This is a genomic window from Photorhabdus laumondii subsp. laumondii, from assembly GCF_003343245.1.
Taxonomy (GTDB): domain Bacteria; phylum Pseudomonadota; class Gammaproteobacteria; order Enterobacterales; family Enterobacteriaceae; genus Photorhabdus; species Photorhabdus laumondii.
Genome location: NZ_CP024901.1, coordinates 1,174,487 through 1,200,974, shown reverse-complemented (window position 1 = coordinate 1,200,974; position 26,488 = coordinate 1,174,487). Strand labels below are relative to the sequence as shown.

Below are 26,488 nucleotides of genomic sequence, written 5' to 3'. Positions count from 1 at the left end.
TAGGGTGAACACTATGACGCGATTTGTGGTTGTCGTTGGCACAGCAGACACAAAACTGGACGAGCGGGTCTGGTTGAAATGTTGTTTACACCTCGCAGGAGTTGATTCAATCATCATTGATGTGTCTACATCAATTCCTGGGAAAAATCATCAGAATAAAAAGATAGATATTCATTCACTTCAGGTGGCTGAGTATCATCCCGCCGGCGCTGACACCGTTTTTTGTGGCGTGCAAAATAAAGCGATAACCGCGATGTCTGTCGCCCTCACGAATTTCCTGAACAGTTCAATCGACGATATCGCGGGGATGATTGGTATCGGCGGTTCAGGCGGAACAGCGCTGATTATGCCGGCTATGCAAAGCCTGCCGATCGGGTTGCCTAAAATCATGGTATCAACGATGGCGTCAGGGAATGTCTCGGCCTACGTCAGGGCCAGCGATATTGCCATGCTTTATACGGTAACCGATCTCAACGGACTCAACCGTATTTCCCGTTCAGTCTTGTCTAATGCTGCAAATATGATAGCGGGCTCTGTCAATTATTTTACGCCATTGGCTGATATTCATAAACCCGCTTTAGGGTTGACGATGTTTGGTATGACGACTCCGTGCATTAATCAGATTAACATTAAAGATTATTTGGCTGTTGTTTGGATTATTGCCTGTGAGTTAAGTTTGATTGTTGAACCTAAATTAATAAGAAATAAAGTGTGGAAACAAGCTGAACGCACTTTTTAATATGAATTCCCTTTAATGAAATTTACGATTTTTTTTAATTAAAATGGAAATAAAAATATCCATTCAAGAATAAGGGTTTTAATGATTTAATATGTCAGATAATCAGAAAGAAATTTTAAAACGGCTCAGGCTAGAGCCATTGATGAAACCATCGGAATTAGCTGATATCTTTGGGATCAGATGTTCATGTACTCCAGGGCATAAAGACATTGTTCACTTTGAACAAGAATGCTCAGCTTTAGTCTTGTCCTTAAAATTCACCAATAATCCCAGCTTATCTCATAATAAAGTGAAAAATTTTTTGGAATCAAAATGAAAATTATTTTGGCAGGGTAATAACGCAAAACATTACTTGCAACAGTAATGGTCATGAATGAACAAGGACGTTTTTTAGTAATAGTAATTTGATAAATAACTAGGAATCATGGTCCTGTGTTCATGGACATTGGTAAGAAATTTTTTGCCGATATGTCTGTTATTAGCCTTTTCATGGCGGTTCTGGTGGGAGAGGTTTTGGTTTTACTCGCCGGAAATGAACACTGATTCATGCATCCTATTTGAATAGCCACCATAAATCAATTAGGGGAAGTAAACAGAGATGATAACGACTCAAAATGACTGGCATCCGGCAGATATTATTGCTGCATTGCGTAAACGCGGCACCACACTTGCCGCATTATCAAGGGAATCGGGACTGAGTCCATCGACACTATCTAATGCATTAATACGCCGGTGGCCTAAAGGGGAGAGGATTATTGCGGACAGACTAGGAGTACATCCTTCAGAAATTTGGCCCAGTCGATATTTTAACAAGAATGGGGATCCCATTAAGTTAAATTTTCGAAATTATTTGAATAACAGCACTAATGATAATAGTCGATATGCTATCCAATTCTAATTTAAATTCACCATGATTTTTGTGTATTCAGAGGGGGTACTATAAAAAAATAGGTTTCATTAGATCAAGCTATGCATATATCAGATCTGGCAACTTCTTTATATGAGGTGATCCTTGAAAAAATAACTAAAGAATGTTCATAACCCTTATCGGGTCTTATTACACTGGCGTGTGATATAAATCAAGAAGTTTATCGTACTCTTGTCGCATATAATGAGGAAAGAGATGCTAATGTTATTAATAATCCAGGGTTGGTTAAAACTCTTTTAAAAATTTACATGAGAAAGTTGTAAATATAATTTAAGCGCTACCTTTGAACCTTTATTTATATCTCTTAATCAAGGTCGGTAGCGCTTTCTTTGGTAATAACTCTGATTTATTGATAGTGATGAATATTCAAATACTCCCGCTCCCCTATGTAAGCAGCACATTCAAACCATATTGACGGTGGCTAAGAAGTGAGATCGACCCGTTCATGCATCCGGTTTGCAGGCCAGTCCGCAATATGACTAATGACATGGCGTAACCAGACCTCGGGATCCACTTTCTTTAGCCGACAGGTACCGATAAGATGTACAGAAGGGCCGCTCGTTCTCCATCTTTGTCAGCGCCGGCGAAGAGCCAGATGGTATGACCTTTATATCATCACTTTAATTTTCTTGGTCGAAAACTCTGTTTTTCGAACAGGCATTGAGTTCAATTTTTTTATCCAGAACTCAGATTATATCTAATCAGAGGATTGGTAACAGAAATTATCGGCACCAAAAGAAACTTTTACCGGGCCTCATGCCCGGTTTCTTTACTCTTTTTGTGTTAAAAATGGTCTTCTGATTATTTTAGTTCCTCATTAATGGCCTGCCGGATAATCAACTTTGCGGCCCAACTCGTTAAGTTGATGATGTCATCATTTTCTAAACCAAAAGTGTCTTTCAGAATAGTCATAGCCTCTGTACCATATAAAACTGAAATCAACATAATAATCTTATGTATTGTGTCATCTTTGAGCTGACCTTTTAGCGGCGCTAACGCCGTAGAAAGTGTCTCTTTGCGGTTACTTTTTTTCTTCAAAACAGGTCGTTTGTGGTTATCTTCACCGGATAAAGATTCCTGCCAGCGTAACTGAGAAATGCGTAAAGCATCCCTCATCAGTGCCTCATTGGCTTCTATTTCTTCATAACCCCATCTTAATAATTTCTCGATATTTTCCTCTGCATCATCGCCCATAGGGGGGATAACGAATGATCCAATGACTTGTTTTACAACATATTCGACAAAATCACTGTGGGTTGAAAAGTAGCTGCGCAACGTGGCCTTCGCATATTCAGCTTCATTAGCAATCTCTTCAGGAGACGGAAATTTTTTTTCACGATATAACTTCAGAGCTGAATGAGTGATACGTTCCAGGGTACGACGCCGGACTGGCGACAGATTTTCTTCATCAAACAGAATCATTTAATCCCCTTAAAATTTTAACCGTATAGCATTAACAGTAATAAATATCACTAATGATAAAAAATAACTTGCATGTTGTAAAATATTACAATAGGTTTACATTAGCCTTTGAACTAAGTATGCCACATGGGGTGAACACTATGACGCGATTTGTAGTTGTCGTTGGCACAGCAGACACAAAACTGGACGAGCTGGTCTGGTTGAAATGTTGTTTACACCTCGCAGGAGTTAATTCAATTATCATTGATGTGTCTACATCAATTCCTGAGAAAAATCATCAGAATAAAAAGATAGATATTCATTCACTTCAGGTGGCTGAGTATCATCCCGCTGGTGCTGATCCCGTTTTTTGTGGCGTACGGAATAAGGCGATAACAGCAATGTCTGTCGCCCTCACGAATTTCCTGAACAGTTCAATCGACGATATCGCGGGAGTGATTGGTATCGGAGGCTCAGGCGGAACAGCACTGATTACTCCGGCTATGCAAAGCCTGCCGATCGGGTTGCCTAAAATCATGGTATCAACGATGGCATCGGGGAATGTCTCAGCCTACGTCAGGGACAGCGATATTGCCATGCTTTATACGGTAACCGATCTCAACGGACTCAACCGTATTTCCCGTTCAGTCTTGTCTAATGCTGCAAATATGATGGCGGGCTCTGTCAATTATTTTACGCCATTGGCTGATATTCATAAACCCGCTTTAGGGTTAACGATGTTTGGTATGACGACGCCGTGCATTAATCAACTCACTACTGAGTTAAATACTCAATACGATTGCCTCGCTTTTCATGCTACCGGCAATGGTGGAACAAGCATGGAGAAATTAGCTAAGGACGGCGAATTGGTTTGTGTTTTAGATATTACATTAACAGAAATTGCCGATCTGTTATTTGGGGGTGTTTTGGGTTGTCCTGACACACGGTTAGACGTCATTGCAAAAAAAAATATTCCGTGGATCGGCAGTGCTGGTGCTTTGGACATGGTTAACTTTGGTGCAAAGGACACAGTTCCAGAACGCTACAGCAACAGGCTGTTTATTGAGCATAATTCTCAGGTGACATTGATGCGAACCACACCTGAAGAAAACTATCAGCTTGGTATCTGGATAGGGAATAAACTTAATAAGTGTGATGGACCTATTCGATTCATTATTCCGGAAGGCGGATTCTCTGCGCTAGATTGCCCTGAACAACCTTTTTATTTACCTGCATCAACACAGGCTTTCTGTCATGGATTAAAAAAAACAATAAAACAAACAGAATTGCGAAAAGTTATAAAAACACCTTTTCACATCAATTCACCACAATTTTGTGCTCTTGTAATACAACAATTCAAGGAAATTATAGGACTCCAGGGAATTCCTCATGAAGAAAAAATATAATCAGATTATTGAAACTCTAAAACAAAAAGTCGAACGTAACGAAACTATTATTGGGGCGAGTGCAGGTAGTGGTCTTTCGGCGCGTTGCGAGGAAGCCGGAGGGGCAGACCTCATTATCGTATATAATTCTGGACGCTTCAGAATGGCTGGCAGAGGATCATTGGCCGGATTAATGCCATACGGTAATGCAAATGAAATTGTCAGAGAAATGGGTAATGAAATATTACCGATAGTTAAGGAAACACCTGTATTGGCGGGTGTCTGTGGTACTGATCCATTCTGTAATTTATCTCTTTTCCTGGATGAACTGAAGGCACAAGGTTTTGCTGGTATTCAGAACTTCCCAACGGTAGGACTTATTGATGGAAAGTTCAGAAAAAACCTGGAAGAAACAGGCATGGGCTATGCACTGGAGGTGAAGCTAATCCGCCTGGCGCATGAAAAAGGAATGATGACCACGCCTTATGTTTTCAATGAAAAAGAGGCTGAGGCTATGGCACAAGCAGGTGCTGATATCATCGTCGTACATCTTGGGCTAACCACTGGCGGTGATATTAGTGCTAATACATCATATGATCTGAAATCTTGTATACCAATCATTAACGCTTGTGCTTCGGCAGCTAAAACTATCCGAAATGACATTATTACTTTGTGTCACGGTGGCCCAATTTCGGAACCGGAAGATGTCGCTTATATTTTGGCTCATTGTCCCAATTGTCATGGGTTCTATGGAGCGAGTTCAATGGAGCGTTTGCCAACAGAACAAGCCATCAAACACACTATCCAGAAATTTAAAGAAATTAATCGGAGTTAATGAGAATTATACTTAAGCTATGTGGAAACTTAGTACTGCAACCGTAATATCTGTTACGGTATGACGACGCATTGTTTTCTTTTCCTCAAAAATACGGGAAGATGCCCAATATGTCATCCTACCGGTCCGCAACAACTCAGTCTCGCTTGTCTCCGGGGGCTTACTCAGCGATGTTAATGAAAAAATGGCGGGCAACTGGCTGGACAGAAGCCCCTACACCAGATGGCATTCAATACTTTTTTGAACGTGCTGATCGAGGCAAAAACAGCCCTCAATATTCTACGTCTAGTGCGTGCTGATGCCGGGCAAAGTGCACGGTGACGACATCTCGGTGCCAGTTCAGACCTCGGGAAAGGGAAAAATCAGCTCTGATGAGTATCGAACACCCTGTCGGCGATAGTTTATGCCTTTAAACCGGAAAACCATCCAAAAATTTTCCGGTTTCATTTGACAAAGCTATTTTATCTCGTTTTTCGAAGTTCTACGACGATATTCACCACTCGCTTTTTCATGCATGGTAAACAGCATCGGTAATAGAGAACTCAGCGCTGATAGGCTATGCCCGAGCCGACACAAACTCTCTGGAGTAAATTCATGGATATTATTACTGGCAAACGACAACATTGAGTCACCAAGAAAAGTTATTCCATGACAAATGCCCATAGTATTTTCTTTGGATGATTCAATTAGCTGACACAGTACAGTATCACTAACACATGAGAGATCCAGTGATGCAATCGCATCCGACATGCCAGACCATAGGATATTCACATCATATTGCTTCCCAATTGGTTTACAAAAAATTAAAACCAAAGAAAAGCCTGTAAGCACGGTATGTGCTTCGGTTTCTACATTAGATTGCGCAAATGTATAACGCTTTGAGTATGAGGATATGTTACTATTCACATTAGCCATACATTAGTTCCTGTAATGTTGTGGTTAGACGCTCTGATTGTGTTGCAGCACTTTCAGAGCGTTGCTTTTATGGTTCCTATAACTGTCACCATATTCTTTCGCCTGGAGATCAATATCTCTTCCTCCTTTTCTGGTAACGGGAAGGCCAGATTTCATCAGGCTTCTGTCCCAGTGTGTTTGCAATAATTGTTTCACCTTTACACCAGGGTCTTTGCAAGGCATTAGATAACGTTGACGATGCCAGCCCTGCTTCTCTAGAAACAGCCGCCAATGACATTCCTTTCTTTTTTAACGCAGCGATAATATCTGCCGAATGCCAATCTTTTTTCTCCACAATAATTCTCCAATCAGGTATAACTATTTAATAACGTTGTAAAACAGCAAGTAACTTCGCTGCTTGAAGCTCTGCTAATGGTATGTTTCACTTCAATCTATATTTCAATTACCCTAAAAAGATGTCAGTGCAGATAATCCTTCAAGGATCATTCACTGCTGTAGATATTTATGATCTTTAAATAGAAGATTTCGTAAAAAGGAAGATATAAACAATAAGACTCACGAGGATTCTTTCCTTGAAGAAGGAAAAGAAACCTTTAAAAACAGGTTAAAACAAAATCGTCGTTCAGGCGTCCATTCATCACTATCAACAGAGAAAACCTTTTCGTTTTCAGGTAATAAACCGCGTTCCACCCATTCACATCTCCATCGTGGTAATACTCAGTCAGGATGTACACAGCAAAAACAGATTCATCATAACCGTTTATAGTACCGCGGTCTTATCCCTTGACTTCAATGATGAAAAAACAAACCGGTGCTGACTATGGGAAGCCCTTATAGTGCTTTAAATTCCGTTCTCTGAAGCGACCTGATTTTTAGAAACGCGCCTTTGGCACATAACCAAAGGCGTGTCCTTAACAGTTCGTATTAGTTGTAGTTTACCCAGCAGTCATAGGACGAAATGTACGGCGGCTGATACAACCCGCCCGTGATATTTCCGACTTTCATTTGCAAGGTAATCCTGCAATCTGCTGGAACATTCGATCCAGCCGCATTGACAGTGGCCGAGTCGCTGGCTACATCCAGAAATGCTTCCCATGCAGCAGAATTATTCGGGGTGGTGATGAGAAGACGCAACGTGATTTGATTTTGCCAGCCAGCCCAATTGAGTCGGTCATAGTTACACAGAATGGTGCTCACAATTCCTACTGGAGGCGTCTGTCCGGGAGCCAGGGTTGTACCAGAAACATACACCCCGCCTTGAGTTGGTTTAGGACCTAAACCAGAGCGATACCAACGTGGTCCGGCTAGTTGCGCGAGACTGTCCTCGGCTTCAATTTGCTGTTGTAGTAACTCCAGCAGAGATGAATCTTCTTTAGTTAGATCTACCTGGGTCAACGAAACAGTTTGTCCCTCTTTCAACAACATATCAGAGGGAAGAATCAGCTTACTCATTCATATTCTCCTAATTTATATCGAAAAAATAGTTACGGACATTAAAACATCACTTGCAAATGCAACACAATCAATGCGGCTCATTAAAAATTAGAGGAGTAGGATTGAATCCTATTGGTATAAGAGGAACCAATCGTGAGAACTACTCAGCAAATGAGTATTACCCTCCCCAACAACATGGCGGACGTGGTCAAGTCTAAAGTACGCACTAGTGAATACGCGAACGAAAGCGAGGTGATTCGTGATGGGTTATGGGCACTGATGGCGCGGGATCGTACTGTGGAAAGCTGGCGGCACAATCAACTTGGATCAGCGGGGCATTTGACGGTTTCGCACTGATAGAAACAACCTGAACCGTAAATTAATTCTTTCCAGCACTCCCCCTCAACAAAATAGGTCCCGTTTAGCAGTACGTGTTTGTAAGGCAGCAGAGATATGCACCAAGGTATCGTCGATCACGCTCTCTCCCTATTTTCTCAACTCATCCACAATATTGCTGATTTTATAGGTATTCCAGTACCGTATGACGTTAGACACTAGGCTGAAAGCGCTAGCCTTATTCATAATTTCCTCATAATCACCAGTAGTAAATTCCCCCTAGTTGGCAAAGTGTTGTAGTCAATAAAAATTGGTCACTAGCTTAGAATTTTCCCAAAATAATCCGCCTGTCATCAAACAACGTCCACGATGATATTTCAGGAACTCGGGAACAGGAGAAGTGATATACCAATGCCAGTATTGAAATCTTTAGGGTATAGTGGATAATATGTTGATTTATAGAAAACCTCCTCAATCGAGTAAAATAATAAAATTGATAATATAACATGATATTATCAAGTTAGACTTTTTTAAAACACCATATTTCATCAAGTTTAATCTATATAAATGAAATATAATTTATGATGAAAATGTTTTAATTTTTTTATTATTTAATACCATGAGTAAACTAAGTAATGAAATAGATGCAATAGCCGATGGAATGAATAAAGTCATAAGTACCCCTCGATAGCCTAATCCTAATTGCACTAGCCATGCTCCAAACATCGCACCTAATATCCCTCCTGCACGACCAATACCAAGCATCCACGATACACCTGTAGCTCTGGAGGTTGTAGGGTAATGAAGTGTAGCTATTGTTCCCATAGATGCTTGTGCACTGTTCATTGTCGTTCCGGCTAAGAGAATTAATATTCCTAAACTGATTATATTATCAACATACCCTATAGAGAAGAGCAAAATACCCGTTATGAGATAGTTAAATGATACTATCTTATGAGGAGATAGCTTATCCATGATAATTCCTGATATTATCGTCCCAATTCCACCACCTAAAGGAAATAAAGCAGTTAAAATAGTTGCATAACTTAATTCAAAACCAGAGTCTTTGATAAGTATAGGCATCCAATTTGTGACAACATAGAATATTAATAATCCCATAAAATATGCGTTCCAAAGAAGCAAAGTTGATGATAAGTGTCCATGGGATAAAATTTCATTAATAGGTTTAATTTTTTGCTTTTCGATAAATTTTAATCTTGAAAAATCTATTTTATTATAATTTTCACCAACTATTTTCTTGCAAATTCTCTTTATTTTATCTTCTGATTTGTTTTTATTAATCAAGAATAAAACTGATTCTGGAAGAATGAAAATAAGTGGGACAACTAAAAGTATAGGGATAATTCCGCCAATAACTAGCATACTCTCCCAACCAAACTTGGGAATCATGAAGGAGCCAAGAATACCGCCCATAGCTGCTCCGAAGGGAAATCCACAAAATACAGAGTTCACCATAAGTGACTTTCTATTTTCTGGTGCATATTCAGAAATCAATGTCAAGGCATTAGACATAGCAGCTCCAATACCTATTCCGGTTAATAAACGCCAGAATGATAATTGGTAAACAGTTGTAGAAAATATCGTTGCAATACTACAAATTCCAAACATGAAAACAGAAATTACAATAACAGGTTTACGTCCTAGTTTGTCTGATATAGGACCTGATGTTACAGCTCCCACAGATAAACCAACCAATGCTGAACTCATAGCAATTCCAAGGTCTGTTTTTGAAATCCCCCAACTATCAACAATAGCAGGAGCAATATAGCCGATCAGAGCAGTATCGAAACCATCTAAAATAAGAATGCTCAAACATAAAAATAATATTTTGATATGCAAAGATGATATCTTTGCAAATCTAATTGTGTCTTGGACACTCAACTTTATTGTAGAATTCATTTTATTAACCAATGCATCAGGTGAAAAGCAAAAAGGGACTTTAAGCGTCCCTTTGTTAAGTTAGCACTAACTTTCAATCTCGAATTGACGTTTAGCACGGCGTGAATCGTCATGGTTATATGCTGGTACTTTAAATTTACGCAATTGTTCAGGGCTTGCAGGTTCCGACTCACTAATTGGTTGATCACCTCCAATAGTCACCCGCTCCATATATCGGCGATTTGGATAGTAATCATGAACAGCAGCATGCTGTACAGAGCGATTATCCCACATTACTAACATGTTTGGTTTCCAATGGTGCCTATATTGATATTCAAGTACTGATGTTGTATTAAATAATTGTGCCAGTAGTGCATCACTATCTCGTTGATCCATATTTTTTATATAACGAGTGTAATTTGGGTTAACAAATAGGGTTTTCTTTCTCGTTTTTGGATGAATTCGAACAACTGGATGGGCGATTGGAGGATATTCCAACTCTTTCTTTTGCAATAATTTTTTACCTTCTTCTGTGTCTGGAAAAAGATATTTATACGATGAAAAGTCATGTATAGCTTCCAATCCTCGAATGAAATCTTGAGTTTTTATTGAAAGAAAATCATAAGCAGTTGTCATACTGCTAAAACAAGTATCACCACCTATTTCAGGAACAATTCTTGAATAGAGCATTGTAGCCATAGGGGGGCAAAGTTTATATGTTTCATCCGAATGCCAGCGATCGGTTAATACAGGTGGATTACCACTCTTATAATCAAATACTATTAACTCTGGATTTTTTTCACTGTTCTCTGCAAAAGGATGTACAGTTAACTGGCCAAAATATCTCCCTATACGCATTAAATCTTCTGATGTGATATCTTGATCTGGAAATACCAATACTTCATGCTCTTCAAGATCTGATTCAATGGTTTTTATTATATCTTTATTTAATGGCTGATTTAGTTTGATATCACGTATTTCTGCACAAAAGTATGGAGTTAGTTTACGTATGGTATATTCAATTTTATCACTCATTTTGTTTTCTCTCCAAAATTATCACCGACAGATTTTAAATTTTATTTTTTATGACTTTGTTTACTATTGGTTTTTTTATTGCTGAAATAAGCAGGATGACTGAACATATCATCATAGGAAGAAATACATAACTTGGATTTCCTGAAATATCCCATGATAAACCACTAATTACTGGTGTTATAACTGCACAAGTATAACCAACTGTCAACATTAGTGAAGTAGATCTATGTACCTCGTGTGGCTCGCTAATCATACTAGGTAGTCCTAACATTAGTATTAAAACAATAGCAGAAAAAAAACCGATGAATGCTGAACTAATAACTATATATTCAGTACCAAAGTACATAATGCTGCTAAAAGATGCAATTAATCCTATTCCTGATATCAAATATGGATATCGTAGTTTTGCTACAGTGGCGCTTGTCATCATAAGAATAATAGAAGCAGGGATTTGTCCTAAATTTAAAGCAACCAAAGAAATAGATGTTAAATCCTCAAAATTAGTTTCATGTAAGTAACGTGGAATAAAAAAATTGGTTGCAAAATATGTTGCATTTACACATCCCATCATTAATCCTAACTTCCATAATATAATGTTATTCCATTCTGGCACCCACTTTATATTTTTATTTATCGATATTATTTCATGTTTATTTTTAGGTGCTAATTTGTATATAAAAACTGCAATTATTAATGTTATCGCAGCCCAAAAAACATATGTAAGTCGCCAAGATCCCAACATAGGTAATAAAATAGATTTTGTCACTGCAACAGGAATAACTTCTCCTCCAAGAAGAAGGCCATTAACATAAATAGCCGTCGCAATCACAATATGTTTTGGAAACCAATCCTTCACAATAGAAGGTAATGCAGGTTGCATAAAAGCAACTCCCAACCCTGTTATCATTGTCGCCATATACATGATAATTATATCATCGGCGGCTCCACGGAATGCAGAACCTAAACTGGTAATCAGCAAACCAAGGATAAGAGTCTTTATTGCGCTCGTTCTTGCAATTAATAGAGAGCCTAGAATTGCGGTACCTGCAAATAATACTGCTGGCAAGCCAGAAATAATCCCAACTTGAGTTTCAGTTAAATTTAGATCATGATGAATGTCAGAAATGATGGGTGGGGTAGCCAATATTGTCAAACGCGTTCCTGCACCAGCTAGCCATAATAAAAATAGCCTTATAAAAGATTTTATTGACCAAAAATTATATATTTCAGTGTACGGTGCATTCATTGTCTTATCCCTATTAATTAAATATATTTATACCCGTCATCTTTCAAGTTGCTTCTTTGTTGGCTGCGCTCCCTTGCCGCCGTGATCCATCTTGAAATCCATTGGGTATATTATCTTATTGCTTCTAAATAACTTCTATTTTGCGAAACAATGCAATTTCATCACTATCAAAACCAAGGAAATTTTTTAATAAATTTTCTGTGTGTTGCCCATGCTCTGGAGCAGGATTACGTACTGTATCAAAGTCAGAGAAAGCGCTTAGATGCATGGGTTGACCTACCAGAGTCAAATCGCCTAATAATGGGTGCTTAATAGAACATTTCATCTTCAAATACTGAATTTGCGGATCGGACATAGCTTGTGCTATATCATAGATGTAACCACTTGGTATCCCATTCTCGTTTAGAATTTGTATTAGCTGTTTACTCTCGAATTTCCGTGTTACAGCTTGAATTTCATCCATAAGCTGCTTTCTGTTTTTTGAACGATTATAAATATCTGAATATTGAGGATTCAAATAAACTTCCTCTATATCAAGTAGATGACATAACTTTCGGAATTTTTCATCTTCTGCTGCCGCAATATTTATTTCACCATCCTTAGTTCTTACGACACCAGTAGGCATTAATGTCGGGTGGTCATTTCCCATAAGCTCAGGTGTTTTGCCATCTGCAAGCCATCGAGCGACTTGGAAATCCATGATAGCTAAAGTTGATTCAAGAAGTGAAGTATATACCCACTGCCCTTCACCTGTTTTTTCTCGATGATATAGTGCCAGTAAAACTGCCTGAGCTAGATTCATGCCTGAGCTAATATCAGCGATAGCAACACCAGTCCTGAGTGCACCGCTTTCTTGAGTACCTGTCACAGACATAAGTCCTGACATGCCTTGTACTATTTGATCAACAGCTGGTCGAGAACTATAAGGGCCATTTTGCCCAAAGCCACTAATGCTGCCACATATAATACGAGGATTAATTTTTTTCAAAGATTCATAATCGACACCTAAACGAAACTTAACTTCGGGCCTAAAATTTTCAAGCACGATATCAGCCTTACAAACCAAACGCTGGAGAATCTCCTGTCCTTGCTTTGTTTTCAAATTAACTGATAAGCTTTTTTTATTTCTATGAAGGTTTTGGTAATCAAAACTTTCACGAGCGCCCCCCATACTGTCACCTTTATCGGTAGGTTCCTCAATCTTGATAATTTCGGCTCCCCAGTCACCCAGTAGTCGTGATGTGACTGGGCCCGCCCTATGCCGCGTTAAATCAACAACAACAATTCCTGATAATGGTAAGGCCGTCATTTCGCACCTCATTATTGTGATTTAAATCACAATCAATGTAATTAAATTTAGTAATTTCAATGTGCTTTATAGTCAATACCAACTGTTAATCTGATATTTCCCTTTCCAGGATCACAACAAATTTTCACTATAGAAATAATACCTATTTCTTTGATGGTGTGAATATTTTTTATCAAAAAAAACCTCACTTCTCAAAGAAACCCAAAAACCAAAAATGGTCTTGCTCATGTCTACATCTTTCGGAGAAAGAATTCCCAAAATTGATGCAAAATGTAGGATAAAAAATTCATTCTCATTTAATTATATAGAATGCAACTTAGATCGGATACACAATTGAATCTGTAATAATATCTGCTGTGCAAATACAGAGACGCTCTTTAAATAAAGCAGTACCACTTTTGTATTCGATAATATCCTTAGTTATACCACTTATTAGCAACTTATTTTCTTGACCACATATGCTTTCATGAATTGTAAATATTGTTTCTGTATTGGCTAATATTTTCTCTCCACAGTGTTCGAGTTTTGTCAATAATATATTAGATGTTATCCTTTGTTGTACTCTGTCTCTAAAGTAAATTGACCCAGATAACGCGGATGCACGGTCTATGAGCATTTTCTTTCCTTCACAAAAAACAAAGCATAGATCCCATCCATTATCTATATTCTGTTTTGAAGTAATTCGGTATATACAATCATCTGTAAAATATGATGCCCAATTATCTAATATTTTTGAGTCTAAATTTTTGTTGTATAAGCTATACAACCTATTGATAGTAAACCAAATTTTATAATCATCCAAGATTCATAACTCCTCGGTAATATTTATAAAATCCACGGATAGCCGCTTCTGTCATCATGTGGTCTTCACTCGACTCACCAACACTAGCTTCTAAAATGATTTCGGAGTCTGGCATGCTTTTAGCCCCTTCTTGGGTTACAGCCAAAATCTCATTATCATCTATGGTAACCAATCCTGAAGGACCGAGTAGGTTTGCTTGAAATAATCTCCGTTTCGTCAACGCCTCAGATTCATTTTCATAGCCAAAAAAAGTCCAAATTTTAATACAACTATCTGTACCATCAGGAATAACATGACGCATAGCTAAGCAATTGAGTTGTTGCAGCAGGATAAGATTTGGAAAAACAGTCATAATTGCGCCTGTACCATGGTCATATTCACGCTGATGGTCGATAATTCTCGGATCTAAAAGTGATAACTCTGTTTTTGTCTCTGCATTTTTTTTAATTTCAGCTTTGGTGAAAGATGCTGTTGACACTAATACACTGCTTTTGCCAGAAGAACAAACTTTTACACTAGTTTTTTGATCTGAACGCCAAATACCGAAGTTTTTAAAAAATGAATGCAGAAGTGCTGCATGAAATGGATCTTTTACATTTTCAATTTGAAGTTTCCAATTACAATTAACTCTATGCTGCATTTTCCCAATAACTTTTAGTTTCCTACCATCACAAACACGATCAAAGTATGAAAGCATGACAGGGTCTAAATATGTTTCAAATGGTTCAATATCATATGAAAAACTCGCAAATACAACACCATGTCTCTCAGTCACATTAAGAGCTTGCAAACCATGTTCTTCAGGATGAAAAAATTCAGACATTCCACCTTTTCCATTAATCCCTTTTCTAAAAGGCATCCCAGCTAAGTTACCCTCTAAACTAAATGCCCACTCATGATAAGGACATACAAGTAACTTAGTATTACCCTGAGGGTTATGGCAGATCTTTGCTCCTCTATGGGGACAACGGTTTACAAATACGCGCAATATTCCTTTTCTATCACGGATTAAAATGACAGGAATATTTCCCACAAATGTTTGTATATAGTCACCAAAATTTTCAACTTCTGAAGAAAGCCCAACATAATTCCATGTGTTTCCCAGAAAAATATTTTTAATTTCTTGTTCATATATCTGGTTACAGATATAAATTTTGGAGGGCACCCTTCGGGTGCCTTCTTTAGCCCATTGAAGGTTCATTAACCAACTCCTAGGATTCATTTCCTATTGCACTACTTTCGTATACTGTTAAATCAGCGATACGTGACATTACAGTCATTAACATAGCCCAGCCTTTATTTTGGATCTCAAATAAAGGTTTTCCATCTGCAATATTGTAGTTAGATATAAATTCATAGCCCATACGTACATGTTCATCATCTAGAATACTATGAACGTCAAAGTGAGCTTTAGGAGTCGTATCATCCATTACAGGTTTAATATGTTTGTAGAAGAAAATAGCTGAGGCTTCAACTACTAAATGGACTAAAACAACTTTTTCTAATTCAGTTGCTGTTGTCATTTTATAAGCAAACCATGAACTTGCGGCTTCAAGAACTGGATCAAATACAGGTTCAAAATCTACACGGTTATTTTTGAGAGCACGATTATGTCCGAGTTCTTCTTCTAGATGGGACATTGTAATCTCTTCAAAAACAGCGTTGTGTAATGTTGCAGCACGAGTTAACACCATTTTCTGAAAATGGTCAGACCAAACTTGGAAACAATCGAGAAATCTTTTCTTTGCTTGTGTTTTTTTTAATAGTCCACGATTTACTAAGGCAAAAAGTTTATGTTTATCGAAACGTTCCATATAAATCTCATTACGAGAAAATAATTGTTCCGCAATTGTAGTAGCTAAATTTTTATTAACTTGCTCAGGAAGGAAAGTTGCCCAAGGGTCAGTAAAATCCTCGTAAAGGCCACGAGAATCGAATTGAATGGATAATCCCCAGAAACCATCGGGATAACCACCTTTGAAACCGTGGAGATGACCAGGTGGAACTAAAAGCGCATCACCTGCTTCCATAGCTGTTTGTATATCCCCTGTTGATTCAGCAGAACCTTCACAGAGCAAAATCATTGATTCTACTGGATGAATATGTGGTACTAATTCTTCACCAGCTTCAAGACGAACCCATGCCATGGATATACGGTTATCATCTGGTAAAAAATCGCTCAATTGGTTGTTTTTCATGAAATCTTTTACGTGTCCTAACCAATGTTCCACACCATTCACTTCAATAGTGCGAATCGATGGAATATGATCTCGTTTTACTAATGTGACTTTAGATAGTTTTTTCATTTTTCATTCTCGATAATTGTCAAGGCGAGAGCATGAATGCTTGTTTATTATCCAAAAATTAGGTTCACATTTTTATAAAAAACTTAGTTTAAAAATAGCTCAGAATAAAATGTCATTTCAAAAAAATAAATGATCATTATATCTACACTGCTTAATTATAATTATACTTTACTATAAGTTAGGTGATAATTCCCCCACCTTGCAATAACAGTTTTTTATATTTTTAACGCCCAAATTAAGAGTAGTTAAATAAATTTTAATTGTTAACCATTTTATGGTAAAAAATATTTATTTTTTTGACACTAGTCACATTTGTCATCAAATGAAAATTAATCACTTGTTTTTCACAATACTATTTTCACCACTATTTTTTATGTTTCTTACTATTAACTTTGAATTATAGTTTACGTAATTTATTTTATAAATTAATAAAAAAATAAAATAATTTCATTAATTTATTTTTGAAATTTAATGAATATTTATATCCAATGGATTTCAAGATGGATCGCGACGGCAAGGGAGAGAATCCCCGGGAGCATAGATAACTATATGACTGGGGAATAGTGTAGGCCTTCCCAATCAGCGCCTAGTCCCGACACAGGCGCATTATTGACAATACATCCTTTGCTTTTCAGCAAATAAGGCAAAGCAAAATAGCTACTCGGAGGAAAACAGCGTAAATACTTCCCCCATACTCCACCAGATTTGACTGTGGGAAATGGCGTTATGTAATCGCTATCATCATTTCCTATGGATAACAAACAGGCCCCTGATGATATTTCAGCAATTAGGATAATCATCGTGTAGTGAAAAAATAATATCTGTTGAAATAACAACATTGCCGCTGAAAGAAGCTAACAAAAAATATGTCCATTGTCAGCAATATAACCAAAACAGAATTGTGTTACCTCTACCTGATAGAACACCTTTATGTCCCATCACTACAACTCAGGTATCTGGAAAATTAGCCTTATTAACCTCAATACCTTCCATGACTTAATTTTTCATTACGTGACTTACTACTATTTCGATATTAGCACACTAAATGTCCACATCAGATAACAGGGGTTGACATCTGTTAACACAGTTGTTCCAGCCCGATTAATTTCTTCTCTGACTAAAACTGTGATTAATAATTTTGATGATGAAATATACAGACACATCGATAGCAACAGAATATCCGAATTAATAATAAGACAAAAATGAATCAATTTGTCTAATTTATATAATGATGAAAAATAAGACATTAAATACACATCATTATTATTTCTTGATTGAATTAACTCAATCAATCGATTAATTTAATCTTATAACACAATGAAATAAAAAGAAATTTTTATTAATTGTAAAAAAAATACAATTTTTTTGTTGAAGTTGTTGAAAAAGATCATATTTTAGTTAATACTATTTTCCGTCGAGTGAGAATAAAACTAAAGCAAAAACGAAACTCTGAATTGGAATTCAACTTAAAATCCGAAGAAAAATAAGAAGAAATTTTCGTTATCTTAATCGCGGTTAAGATGGCAATTTACCCGATCGTATTAATATCGTTAATACGATGGCATTATATATTACGATTTGCCCAATCAGAATATTCACTTTCTTTGAGTAAGATACTAGTGTGTTGAGTAGCTATAGATTACTATTGTTAATATCGTTATTGAATCTCCATTTCAATAAAAATAGTGAAGATAAGTTTATCCATATGTGATATACACTTTACCTATAAGAGTTTTTCACTGTTATTAGCAGTACTTTACAAGAATTTTGCTATCAATATGGTACTTATCATGCTATAGCATTACAAGCATTTAAATAGAAATAAGAATCATTATTAACAACACGAATAAGCTTACAATAATAGATGATATCTCAGAGAAAAAACCATTCTTTTCTATATCAAAAATCAATATCAGAAATTTATTATCAACAATATGAATATAAATACACAGACTATAACATGGTGAGAAACAATGACTAAATTAGGATAAACTAAAGATATATGAAAAAAATGGTTAAATATGCGATTGCATTCTATACCCTATGGATTTCAAGTTGCATCGCGACGGCAAGGGAACGAATCCCCGGGAGCATAGATAACGATGTGACCGGGGTGAGTGAGTGCAGCCAACAAAGAGGCAGCTTGAAAGATGACGGGTATATACCATGATAAAAATGACTTCAATGATATTATCAACCATTAAACTATCCTAATGGTCAGATATATATCTTTATTGTATAGACAAGACTAAAAAACATATTTATTAAGGTAAGGTATTTTTAAATGAAAAAGAATTTTATTTTGGCTTCTTTAGTGACGGTATTAGCAGTTTTCAGTAGTTTCAGTGCGTTATCTTATGATGGAACAATTAAATTCCGAGGTACGATTATTAATGAAGGGTGTACGATAACTACCAAAGATGTTGCAGTAGACTTCGGTAAGTTGTCAAAAAACGCATTTGGAGGAAAGGCAAATATAGTTGGTATAAGTAAAGATTTTTCTATCTCCTTAACATCCTGTGATGTGACAGGAGCTCTAGGTATCTCATTTGACGGCGGACCTGACGCTGATAATAAAAATGTTTACAGTTCAGGACTTGCCGGCGTAGGTATTCAAATACTCAAAGGAAGTGATGGAAACAACATAGCACCAGGAACAAATGTCCCTGGGATTGCAACAATTGCAAGTAACACCGCCACTATGAATTTCAGAGCAGGACTAATTTCAACAAAAAATAATGTTTCGATTGGCTCTATAGATAAAACTTTCAATTTCACAATCATATATCCATAATCATCGAATAAACATCTTTAATATAATTAAACATTTTTATAACCAAAGGAGTAAAAATGCTTCGCTTTATTACTCCCTTTTTGCTTGTCTTTTTTATGGGACAAGTACAAGCAGGGATTACTTTAGGCGGAACTCGCCTGATCTATAATGGCTCACAAAAAGAAGCCACGATTTCTATTACCAACTCGGATACAGAAAGACCTTATCTTGTACAGTCGTGGGTAGATAATATCGATAACAATCAAAATAAAGTACCGTTCGTTATTACTCCACCATTGTTTAAGATGTCGAAAGAGAGCGAACACCAGATCCGTGCTTCATATATCGGCAATCATCTGCCTGTGGATCGGGAATCGATATTTTTACTTAATGTCAATGCGATCCCGGCCGTTGAAAAAAATGACAATAGCAAGATGATCATCACGATAAAAAATATTATCAAATTGATTTATCGTCCATCCGGGTTATCTGATAACGAGGCTAATGATGCCATTAATCGTTTGGCAGCATCACGTAATGCCCATGGTGTTCAATTAACTAACCCCACAGCTTATTACGTTAATCTTAATGAGATGAAAATTAACGGAACATTAATACCTAAACCCGGATTTATTCCCCCTTTTAGTCATAAGGTATTTTCAACCAAAAATGACATAAAAAGCGTAACTCTGACTGCTATCAACGATTACGGTGGCACAACAGAAGAGCGCCAGTTTAATTTCTGATAATATTGTCTGATGAGTGTATTGTGAAAAAAATAATTAGCTTTGCTTTAATGATTTGTTGTTTATCGTTGCCAGCATATGCAGAGCTGTATTTCGATATCAATGCATTACAATTATCAGACGAAGACAGAGAAAATATTAATCTGGAGAGTCTGGCAAAAACGGACGCCCATATTCCAGGTATCTATAAAGTTAACGTTATCGTCAATAAAAGGGATATTGGCATTAAAAGCCTGTCCTTTATTGACTGTGGTGAGAAACTTTGTCCTGAATTATCTATCCGTTTACTGAAAGAAATCGGGGTAAAAATAGCAAGCTTCCCAGAATTAGCATCCCTTGCTGAACAAGAGATCATTTCTCAACCTGAGAAATATATTAAACAAGCGTCAGCAGAGCTGGATCTAAGTGCTCTGACGCTGATGCTAAATTTTCCGCAAGCTGCCATGCAATCGCAAATCAGGGGCGATATCTCTCCTGAGCAGTGGGATGATGGTTTGCCGATGTTTTTCACCAATTATCATTTAACAGGAATGCAATCTTGGAATAAAAATCAAAGTGAACAGAATCAATATCTGAATTTACGTAGTGGCTTTAATTTAGGTCCGTGGCGAATTCGTCATAATAGTTACTACAACCATACGGGTACAACATCTGAATGGCAATCGCTTAAAGCCTATGCTGAACGGGATATTCGCCCATTAAGATCTCGTCTGGTATTGGGTGAAACATCCACCGATAGCATGGTATTCGATAGTTTCACTTTTAATGGCATTAAATTGATGTCGGATAGCCAAATGTTGCCAGATAGCCAGCAAGGGTTTGCGCCTGTTGTCCGCGGTATTGCTATGACTCACGCAAGAGTAGAAGTGCACCAAAAAGATAATATTATTTATCAGACTTTTGTTCCACCAGGCGCGTTTGAAATTACTGATATTTACCCCAGTAACCTGAATGGTGATCTGGAAATATCTATTTATGAAGAAAATGGCAATATCAGAAAATTTACTCAGCCCTTTGCTGCCTCACCATTAATGATCCGTGCCGGCCAAATGAAATATTTTGCTAATATCGGTAAATTCAGCGGTGGTAAACAGGCCAGTAAAAAAAGATTTATTCAAACAGAAGCTATTTATGGGTTATGGGATAGCACCACCATTTATGGTGGAGTGATTATTTCCTCTGACTATCAAAGCCATGCATTAGGTTTAGGGCATAATCTGGGAAAAATTGGTGCGGTATCAATCGATGTCACCAATGCAGCAACCCATTTCCCAAACGGAGAAAAGAAAAGCGGGCAATCTTATCAGATACGCTACAGTAAAGGTTTTACTGAAACTAATACAACGGTGACATTAGCCGGTTATCGCTACAATACCAATGGTTATTACAGCTTTAGCGATGCCAATAATAACTATTCCAATAATAACGACCCATTTGCTGATCATAGCAGAAATAGTGCGCCTAAAAACCGGATGCAAATAACGATGGGCCAAAATTTAGGACAATATGGTAATCTTTCATTATCGGCCTGGCAGCAAGATTATTGGCAAGATAAAACCCGTAAGAATCAGTCATATTCTATGTCCTATAACACTAATATTCATGATATCTCTTTATCATTAAGCTACAATTATCATCGTAATCGCTCAAGTATTAATAATGATCAAGTTTTTTCATTCAATATCAGTATTCCTCTGGATAAATGGCTGCCATCAGATAATCACAGCGCATCGGTAGATTATGATACCGCTTATAACACCAACGGTAGCAGCCAGCATTCAATGACATTATCCGGCTCGTTACTGGAACAACAAAATCTGAACTATATGATTTCTCAGGATTACAGCTACGAAAAATCAGAGAAAGAAAAACAATCAGGTAATGCCGCCAGTCTATATTACCGAGGCTCATATGGTTCAATTAATGTAGGTTATACCACCGATCATAGAAAAAATCAGCGAGTTAATTATGGATTAGAGGGAGCTATTATTGCCCATCCCTATGGCGTTACTCTGGCACAAAATATTAGCGAAAGCGGTGCCAGCGCCTTAATTCGTGCCCCCGGGGCAACCAATGCCAAGGTACTGAATAATACCTCTATCAGTACAGATTGGCGGGGATATACCATTGTGCCTTATATATCGCAATATCGGGAAAATATGTTATCCCTTGATACCAATACATTCGGTGATGACGTAGATATTGATAACCCAACCACTAAGGTCATTCCAACCAAAGGAGCTTTGGTCTTAGCGGATTATTCTATTCGTGTTGGTCATCGAGTATTTTTAACTTTACAACATCACGGTAAGAAACTCCCATTCGGCACGATAATTACAGGCCCAGATAATGTCAATGGCATGGTGAATGAAAAAGGCGAAGTTTTCCTCAGTGGTGTGAGCGACACAGCAAAATTAACCGCTGATTTAGGCGAGAAACAAAGTTGTCATATTAAATTCGATAGTAAATTATATCAAAAAATTAATGGTATTATTCTGACTTCATTACGCTGTCAGTAATTAAATTAATATTTACCTAGGAAAAGCATGAGAAATAAATTAATTATTTTAGCAACGTTATTACTAACATTACTCAATATTACAAAATCAATTGCCACATGTAAATTAAGCAAGAATTTTAAATCAATTGATTTAAATGTTGAGATAAATGAAATTATCAATTCACCTAATAACCATAAAGCACATATTCTTATCGCGCAATATGGACCAATGGAACTAGCTAGCAAAATAGGTATTAAAGCCGATGCAGCTATTGCTAATTGCGATAGTAATGCAACAGTTCTCTTTAAAACAGCACCAAATAAAATAGCACCTGCTAATAATCCTAACAATAGCGGCTTGATAAAAACAAGTGCGAATAATATATCTTTTTACGTAAAATACCTTGGAAGTGGAAAAAGTAATCCTAAAAATAAGAAATTAAGTTTAAAAGATATAGGTGAAGTACAGGTGTACCTTTACCAACATGGAGATTTAACACCAAAAGATAAATTAAAAAAAGGATTAATTTCATCTTTATCTACATATGATGATAAAGAGTTAATAAGAATCAAATATAAAAAAGAAAATGTCATTAAAAATACCGGTTGTATGACATCAACACCATACCGGAAACTGGTTTTAGGCAGCCATAAAATTTCTGATTTTAATGGGAAATGGCAAGCAGCACGTAAATCGTCTCCCTTTAATATATCGATTGAATGCAAAGGTAATATTCTTCCTACCATAGTTTTTTCAGGAGAAACCATTGCAGAAGTACCTGACAAAGATAAGGATAGTGTTATTAGATTAAACAAATACGGTTCAGGAAAAGAAGCTAAAGGCGTTGGTGTTCAAATGATCCATAAAGGAATACCTGTTGCTATGCAAAAACCGATTACAGTCACGCCTTCCGGTAGGATCGGGGTTTATTCTATTCCCCTTTTCGCTCATTACTATCAAACTGATGATACCATAACAGGTGGAACCGCTAATGCATTAGTGCAATTTACAATTAAATACAAATAGCTTTACAAACCATCCAATTTGACTTAAATTACTAACATCACGATAACATGAGAAAAAAGAGAAATTTTCCTCAGTGGTGTTAATAATACAGCAGAATTAAAACCTGACTTAGACGATAAATAGATCTGCCATATTAATTCCACTGATAACTTATACCGAAAAGATAGTGGTGCCGCGCCACTCTCACTTCATTACTTTATTAATATACCCTATGGATTTCAAGATGCATCGCGGCGGCAAGGGAGCGAATCCCCGGGAGCATAGATAACTATGTGACCGGGGTGAGTGAGTGCAGCCAACAAAGAAGCAACTTGAAAGATGACGGGTATAAATAGTGTTATTAATAAGTGATGTTATTAATAATTCATGTTGTCAGCAATTAAGAATAAATCTCAATAGGCATAGATATGAAATATTATTTACGGTTATTAATTTCTGCTGTTTTACTTTTCAATATCAATAAAATACATGCTGCTTGTATTTCAGAATCCACAACGGGTAACGGCACTGTATATTTTGATTTAAATTCACTTAAATTAAACTTAAACACATCAAATACTAAAAGTATTCATGTTGTCAGATTCAGTGCTGAACAATTAGCTAGCAGCATGGGGCTCAATATAAATGATCCTATTTTTTCATGTGATGACAACGGATATTTGGTTTTTGGTGAAAGTGTTTATCCCAGCATGGCCGGTAACACGGAGCATGGGACAGGAAAGTTAACAACAGGTATAGATAACCTCTATTTATATTTTGTTGCTGCTACTGGAAATCTAAATAATATGAAATATCCCACAATTGATGGTAGAAGTTATATCTATTACCCGCCAGAAAAGAAAAAAATTACCTGGAAAGATATCGGTGATATTGATGTTTATCTCTATAAAGAGGGTGAAATTAAATCAGGAAAATCATTACACGCTGGAATAATTTCCCTATTACAAACATCGAACGGCATCCGTCTAATAACAATAAGAAACAAAACAAGATATCATGTTACTGCTCAAGGTTGCATGGCGCTATCTGGCGATCAAACCGTTAGATTTCATGATGTTTACAGCTCTTCGTTTAAAGGAAAAGGAACAACTGCCGGCCATGCTGATTTTAATATCAACATTGAATGTACAGAAAGAATCAAACCTACAATTACATTTTCCGCAAGAACAATCAGTGATGCCCCAGAGAGTATTATTCAATTAAACAGAACTAATGCAACAAATACAGCCAAAGGGGTTGGTGTGCAAATTTTATATATGGGAACGCCCGTTCCTATTGGGAAACCATTTGCTGTAGGCTATTCTGACAGGAATTCTCGTTATAATTTACCTTTCACCGCCCGTTATTATCAAACCGATGATAGAATAACAGGTGGAAAAGCTAACGCAATAGCACATTTTACCGTTCAATATGAGTGATATTCAGTATAAACTGGGCAGCATTTCCTTATCTGGATAATTAACATGGAACAGACAGTTATACACACCAATCAAGCATCACTGCCAGAATATGACAACGGATTTATCACTCAAATCGAGTATGGAACGGTTGTTAAACACCCTCAAGTACATTTCTGGCATGCCCGCTTTGATCTTTCTTATTATCACGATGAACTCTTCGAACAGTTAAATCTCCCCTTCCCTGCTACCTTAACTAAAGCCGTCAAGAAACGGCGGGCTGAATATCTGGCAGCACGTTATTGTGCCAGACAACTTTTAGCACAATTAGGACAACCAGCATTTAATTTGATCTCTGGTCATGATCGCGCGCCAATCTGGCCGCAGAATATTTGTGGTTCTGTTTCTCATTCATCTCATTGTGCAATTGTGCTGGCTGCACCGCAAACTCATAACCGATTAATTGGTGTTGATATAGAAGCTATCGTCGATCGTCAAAATATAGATGAAATCACAAAAATGATTGTGAATGACAAGGAAATTCAACTTCTGAAACATTGCCATTTACCACTTGAACAAGCATTTACCCTTGCCTTTTCTGTAAAAGAGAGTTTGTATAAAGCACTCTATCCACAAGTAAAACGGTTCTTTGGCTTTGAAGCGGCTGAAATTATTGCCCTATCCCTGGAAAATAATGAAATAACATTAGCGCTGCGGGAAACACTCACCCCTCATTATCCGGCAGGTACACTATTTCGTGGGCAATTTATTATCTACCCACAGGAAATATTAACGCTAATTATTCAATAACCAAAATCGATAATTGCTGATTCTGCTCAGCAATTTCACGATTATTCATTACCATCGTTTTCAATAAAAATGCTATTTATTTAATATCCTTTCCTGTATTTATCAGTGAGTTCTTACCAACAGCAATTAATTCCTCCAACAATACTGAAAGCTGAACCATCTTCTCCGGCGAAAAGGCTTTTTCAATCGCCTGATATCCCTGTTCCACCTGCTCTTTCGCCTTTTCATAAAGTTTCTGACCATCCTGCGTCAAAGAAACATAAAGTTTGCGCTGGTCATTCATCGGTTTAAGACGAAAGATCAAGCCATCACGTTCCATGCGAGTCAATATCCCGGTCAGACTTGGACGAAGAATACAGGTCTGGCAGGATAAATCATAAAAATCAATCGACCGATTATCAGACAGTACACGGATAATACGCCACTGCTGTTCAGTCAAATTATGACGTTTAAGGATTGGGCGAAAAAAACCCATCGCGGTTTCTCGCGCTTGAAGTAATGCAATTGTCAGAGATTCATGCATGGGTAATGAAGGCTCTTATTTTAGTTAATCACTGATTTACTCTCTGTTGAAAGTACTATCTCACTCTATAACCACAATAAAAAAGACTAGCACGTCCCTCAGTCAACCACAAAGAAAAAATCATAAAAATATTAATAAGTAA

24 protein-coding genes and 2 pseudogenes are annotated in these 26,488 nt (G+C 37.1%); 12 read left to right on the top strand and 14 right to left on the bottom strand.

Features of this window, described 5'->3' with window-relative positions:
- Positions 1 to 13 precede the first annotated feature (13 nt).
- A complete protein-coding gene (locus PluTT01m_RS05250; protein WP_228957032.1) occupies positions 14 to 739 on the top strand; it encodes a Tm-1-like ATP-binding domain-containing protein in 726 nt (241 codons plus the stop codon).
- Between the two features lie 598 nt (positions 740 to 1,337).
- Positions 1,338 to 1,637 (top strand): helix-turn-helix domain-containing protein, encoded by a 300-nt coding sequence (locus tag PluTT01m_RS05240; protein ID WP_011145377.1) that lies wholly within the window; start codon positions 1,338 to 1,340, stop codon positions 1,635 to 1,637.
- Between the two features lie 451 nt (positions 1,638 to 2,088).
- Here the strand turns inward: PluTT01m_RS05240 and PluTT01m_RS27400 are convergent.
- Both PluTT01m_RS27400 and PluTT01m_RS05230 read right to left on the bottom strand, forming a co-directional pair.
- A pseudogene (locus PluTT01m_RS27400) lies at positions 2,089 to 2,273 on the bottom strand (transposase domain-containing protein); the annotation flags it as partial.
- A gap of 195 nt (positions 2,274 to 2,468) precedes the next feature.
- On the bottom strand, positions 2,469 to 3,089 hold the full coding sequence (locus PluTT01m_RS05230; protein WP_011145376.1) for a TetR/AcrR family transcriptional regulator: 621 nt from the start codon (positions 3,087 to 3,089) through the stop codon (positions 2,469 to 2,471).
- Between the two features lie 140 nt (positions 3,090 to 3,229).
- On the opposite strand from PluTT01m_RS05230, the gene PluTT01m_RS05225 reads away from it, so the two are divergent.
- The 3 genes from PluTT01m_RS05225 (at position 3,230) to PluTT01m_RS25515 (ending at position 5,587) form a co-directional block, all read left to right on the top strand.
- Positions 3,230 to 4,474: a Tm-1-like ATP-binding domain-containing protein gene (locus tag PluTT01m_RS05225; RefSeq protein ID WP_011145375.1), complete on the top strand. Its 1,245-nt coding sequence runs from the start codon at positions 3,230 to 3,232 to the stop codon at positions 4,472 to 4,474.
- On the top strand, positions 4,458 to 5,288 hold the full coding sequence (locus PluTT01m_RS05220) for a phosphoenolpyruvate hydrolase family protein (protein WP_011145374.1): 831 nt from the start codon (positions 4,458 to 4,460) through the stop codon (positions 5,286 to 5,288). Before PluTT01m_RS05225 ends, PluTT01m_RS05220 begins: the two co-directional genes overlap by 17 nt.
- 110 nt (positions 5,289 to 5,398) lie before the next feature.
- Entirely contained in the window at positions 5,399 to 5,587 is a 189-nt protein-coding gene (locus PluTT01m_RS25515; protein WP_125026216.1) for a hypothetical protein, read from the top strand.
- A gap of 157 nt (positions 5,588 to 5,744) precedes the next feature.
- On the opposite strand, the gene PluTT01m_RS05215 is transcribed toward PluTT01m_RS25515, so the two are convergent.
- The 3 genes from PluTT01m_RS05215 to PluTT01m_RS05205 form a co-directional block, all read right to left on the bottom strand.
- Positions 5,745 to 6,059 carry a hypothetical protein gene (locus tag PluTT01m_RS05215; protein WP_192880118.1) on the bottom strand — a complete coding sequence of 105 codons (315 nt, stop codon included), beginning with the start codon at positions 6,057 to 6,059 and terminating at the stop codon, positions 5,745 to 5,747.
- A 253-nt stretch (positions 6,060 to 6,312) separates the two neighbouring features.
- The gene (locus PluTT01m_RS05210) at positions 6,313 to 6,543 is read right to left on the bottom strand and encodes a helix-turn-helix domain-containing protein (protein WP_071824087.1); all 231 of its coding nucleotides are present in this window, start codon (positions 6,541 to 6,543) and stop codon (positions 6,313 to 6,315) included.
- Between the two features lie 584 nt (positions 6,544 to 7,127).
- The gene (locus tag PluTT01m_RS05205) at positions 7,128 to 7,655 is read right to left on the bottom strand and encodes a hypothetical protein (RefSeq protein WP_011145370.1); all 528 of its coding nucleotides are present in this window, start codon (positions 7,653 to 7,655) and stop codon (positions 7,128 to 7,130) included.
- A gap of 135 nt (positions 7,656 to 7,790) precedes the next feature.
- On the opposite strand from PluTT01m_RS05205, the pseudogene PluTT01m_RS27395 reads away from it, so the two are divergent.
- Positions 7,791 to 7,961 (top strand): annotated as a pseudogene (locus PluTT01m_RS27395) (ribbon-helix-helix domain-containing protein); the annotation flags it as partial.
- A 162-nt stretch (positions 7,962 to 8,123) separates the two neighbouring features.
- Here PluTT01m_RS27395 and PluTT01m_RS27215 read toward each other — a convergent pair.
- The 8 genes from PluTT01m_RS27215 to PluTT01m_RS05160 form a co-directional block, all read right to left on the bottom strand.
- On the bottom strand, positions 8,124 to 8,219 hold the full coding sequence (locus PluTT01m_RS27215) for a hypothetical protein (RefSeq protein WP_198408806.1): 96 nt from the start codon (positions 8,217 to 8,219) through the stop codon (positions 8,124 to 8,126).
- A 333-nt stretch (positions 8,220 to 8,552) separates the two neighbouring features.
- A complete protein-coding gene (locus tag PluTT01m_RS05190) occupies positions 8,553 to 9,893 on the bottom strand; it encodes an MFS transporter (RefSeq protein WP_041379949.1) in 1,341 nt (446 codons plus the stop codon).
- Between the two features lie 66 nt (positions 9,894 to 9,959).
- Positions 9,960 to 10,907, bottom strand: a complete 948-nt coding sequence (locus tag PluTT01m_RS05185) for a TauD/TfdA dioxygenase family protein (protein ID WP_011145367.1) — start codon at positions 10,905 to 10,907, stop codon at positions 9,960 to 9,962.
- 34 nt (positions 10,908 to 10,941) lie between these two features.
- Positions 10,942 to 12,153: an MFS transporter gene (locus tag PluTT01m_RS05180; protein WP_011145366.1), complete on the bottom strand. Its 1,212-nt coding sequence runs from the start codon at positions 12,151 to 12,153 to the stop codon at positions 10,942 to 10,944.
- A gap of 124 nt (positions 12,154 to 12,277) precedes the next feature.
- Entirely contained in the window at positions 12,278 to 13,462 is a 1,185-nt protein-coding gene (locus tag PluTT01m_RS05175; RefSeq protein ID WP_011145365.1) for a CaiB/BaiF CoA transferase family protein, read from the bottom strand.
- 316 nt (positions 13,463 to 13,778) lie between these two features.
- The gene (locus tag PluTT01m_RS05170) at positions 13,779 to 14,264 is read right to left on the bottom strand and encodes a nuclear transport factor 2 family protein (RefSeq protein WP_041379948.1); all 486 of its coding nucleotides are present in this window, start codon (positions 14,262 to 14,264) and stop codon (positions 13,779 to 13,781) included.
- Positions 14,257 to 15,465, bottom strand: a complete 1,209-nt coding sequence (locus tag PluTT01m_RS05165; RefSeq protein WP_011145363.1) for an aromatic ring-hydroxylating dioxygenase subunit alpha — start codon at positions 15,463 to 15,465, stop codon at positions 14,257 to 14,259. Before PluTT01m_RS05165 ends, PluTT01m_RS05170 begins: the two co-directional genes overlap by 8 nt.
- Before the next feature lie 10 nt (positions 15,466 to 15,475).
- Positions 15,476 to 16,570: a cupin domain-containing protein gene (locus PluTT01m_RS05160; protein WP_011145362.1), complete on the bottom strand. Its 1,095-nt coding sequence runs from the start codon at positions 16,568 to 16,570 to the stop codon at positions 15,476 to 15,478.
- Between the two features lie 2,284 nt (positions 16,571 to 18,854).
- Here PluTT01m_RS05160 and PluTT01m_RS05150 point away from each other — a divergent pair.
- From PluTT01m_RS05150 to PluTT01m_RS05125, 6 genes are all read left to right on the top strand, one after another.
- Entirely contained in the window at positions 18,855 to 19,364 is a 510-nt protein-coding gene (locus PluTT01m_RS05150; protein ID WP_011145360.1) for a fimbrial protein, read from the top strand.
- Between the two features lie 56 nt (positions 19,365 to 19,420).
- Positions 19,421 to 20,089, top strand: coding sequence for a fimbrial biogenesis chaperone (locus tag PluTT01m_RS05145; protein ID WP_011145359.1), 669 nt, complete (start codon positions 19,421 to 19,423; stop codon positions 20,087 to 20,089).
- 23 nt (positions 20,090 to 20,112) lie between these two features.
- Positions 20,113 to 22,608: a fimbria/pilus outer membrane usher protein gene (locus tag PluTT01m_RS05140; protein WP_041379947.1), complete on the top strand. Its 2,496-nt coding sequence runs from the start codon at positions 20,113 to 20,115 to the stop codon at positions 22,606 to 22,608.
- Positions 22,609 to 22,635: 27 nt separating this feature from the next.
- Positions 22,636 to 23,616 carry a fimbrial protein gene (locus PluTT01m_RS05135; RefSeq protein WP_011145357.1) on the top strand — a complete coding sequence of 327 codons (981 nt, stop codon included), beginning with the start codon at positions 22,636 to 22,638 and terminating at the stop codon, positions 23,614 to 23,616.
- A 407-nt stretch (positions 23,617 to 24,023) separates the two neighbouring features.
- The gene (locus PluTT01m_RS05130) at positions 24,024 to 25,034 is read left to right on the top strand and encodes a fimbrial protein (protein WP_011145356.1); all 1,011 of its coding nucleotides are present in this window, start codon (positions 24,024 to 24,026) and stop codon (positions 25,032 to 25,034) included.
- A 45-nt stretch (positions 25,035 to 25,079) separates the two neighbouring features.
- Positions 25,080 to 25,823: a 4'-phosphopantetheinyl transferase family protein gene (locus PluTT01m_RS05125; RefSeq protein ID WP_011145355.1), complete on the top strand. Its 744-nt coding sequence runs from the start codon at positions 25,080 to 25,082 to the stop codon at positions 25,821 to 25,823.
- 76 nt (positions 25,824 to 25,899) lie between these two features.
- Here the strand turns inward: PluTT01m_RS05125 and hpaR are convergent, their stop codons facing one another.
- Positions 25,900 to 26,346, bottom strand: coding sequence for a homoprotocatechuate degradation operon regulator HpaR (hpaR, locus tag PluTT01m_RS05120; RefSeq protein ID WP_011145354.1), 447 nt, complete (start codon positions 26,344 to 26,346; stop codon positions 25,900 to 25,902).
- Positions 26,347 to 26,488: the final 142 nt, after the last annotated feature.

Coding starts and splice junctions, on each gene's coding strand:
- PluTT01m_RS05250 (WP_228957032.1), top strand. CDS start 14: ATGACGCGATTTGTGGTTGTCGTTGGCACAGCAGACACAAAACTGGAC.
- PluTT01m_RS05190 (WP_041379949.1), bottom strand. CDS start 9,893: ATGAATTCTACAATAAAGTTGAGTGTCCAAGACACAATTAGATTTGCA.
- PluTT01m_RS05145 (WP_011145359.1), top strand. CDS start 19,421: ATGCTTCGCTTTATTACTCCCTTTTTGCTTGTCTTTTTTATGGGACAA.
- PluTT01m_RS05205 (WP_011145370.1), bottom strand. CDS start 7,655: ATGAGTAAGCTGATTCTTCCCTCTGATATGTTGTTGAAAGAGGGACAA.
- PluTT01m_RS05230 (WP_011145376.1), bottom strand. CDS start 3,089: ATGATTCTGTTTGATGAAGAAAATCTGTCGCCAGTCCGGCGTCGTACC.
- PluTT01m_RS05160 (WP_011145362.1), bottom strand. CDS start 16,570: ATGAAAAAACTATCTAAAGTCACATTAGTAAAACGAGATCATATTCCA.
- PluTT01m_RS05220 (WP_011145374.1), top strand. CDS start 4,458: ATGAAGAAAAAATATAATCAGATTATTGAAACTCTAAAACAAAAAGTC.
- PluTT01m_RS05185 (WP_011145367.1), bottom strand. CDS start 10,907: ATGAGTGATAAAATTGAATATACCATACGTAAACTAACTCCATACTTT.
- PluTT01m_RS05150 (WP_011145360.1), top strand. CDS start 18,855: ATGAAAAAGAATTTTATTTTGGCTTCTTTAGTGACGGTATTAGCAGTT.
- PluTT01m_RS05240 (WP_011145377.1), top strand. CDS start 1,338: ATGATAACGACTCAAAATGACTGGCATCCGGCAGATATTATTGCTGCA.
- PluTT01m_RS05180 (WP_011145366.1), bottom strand. CDS start 12,153: ATGAATGCACCGTACACTGAAATATATAATTTTTGGTCAATAAAATCT.
- PluTT01m_RS05130 (WP_011145356.1), top strand. CDS start 24,024: ATGAAATATTATTTACGGTTATTAATTTCTGCTGTTTTACTTTTCAAT.
- PluTT01m_RS05125 (WP_011145355.1), top strand. CDS start 25,080: ATGGAACAGACAGTTATACACACCAATCAAGCATCACTGCCAGAATAT.
- PluTT01m_RS05135 (WP_011145357.1), top strand. CDS start 22,636: ATGAGAAATAAATTAATTATTTTAGCAACGTTATTACTAACATTACTC.
- PluTT01m_RS05225 (WP_011145375.1), top strand. CDS start 3,230: ATGACGCGATTTGTAGTTGTCGTTGGCACAGCAGACACAAAACTGGAC.
- PluTT01m_RS25515 (WP_125026216.1), top strand. CDS start 5,399: ATGTCATCCTACCGGTCCGCAACAACTCAGTCTCGCTTGTCTCCGGGG.
- hpaR (WP_011145354.1), bottom strand. CDS start 26,346: ATGCATGAATCTCTGACAATTGCATTACTTCAAGCGCGAGAAACCGCG.
- PluTT01m_RS27215 (WP_198408806.1), bottom strand. CDS start 8,219: ATGAATAAGGCTAGCGCTTTCAGCCTAGTGTCTAACGTCATACGGTAC.
- PluTT01m_RS05175 (WP_011145365.1), bottom strand. CDS start 13,462: ATGACGGCCTTACCATTATCAGGAATTGTTGTTGTTGATTTAACGCGG.
- PluTT01m_RS05165 (WP_011145363.1), bottom strand. CDS start 15,465: ATGAACCTTCAATGGGCTAAAGAAGGCACCCGAAGGGTGCCCTCCAAA.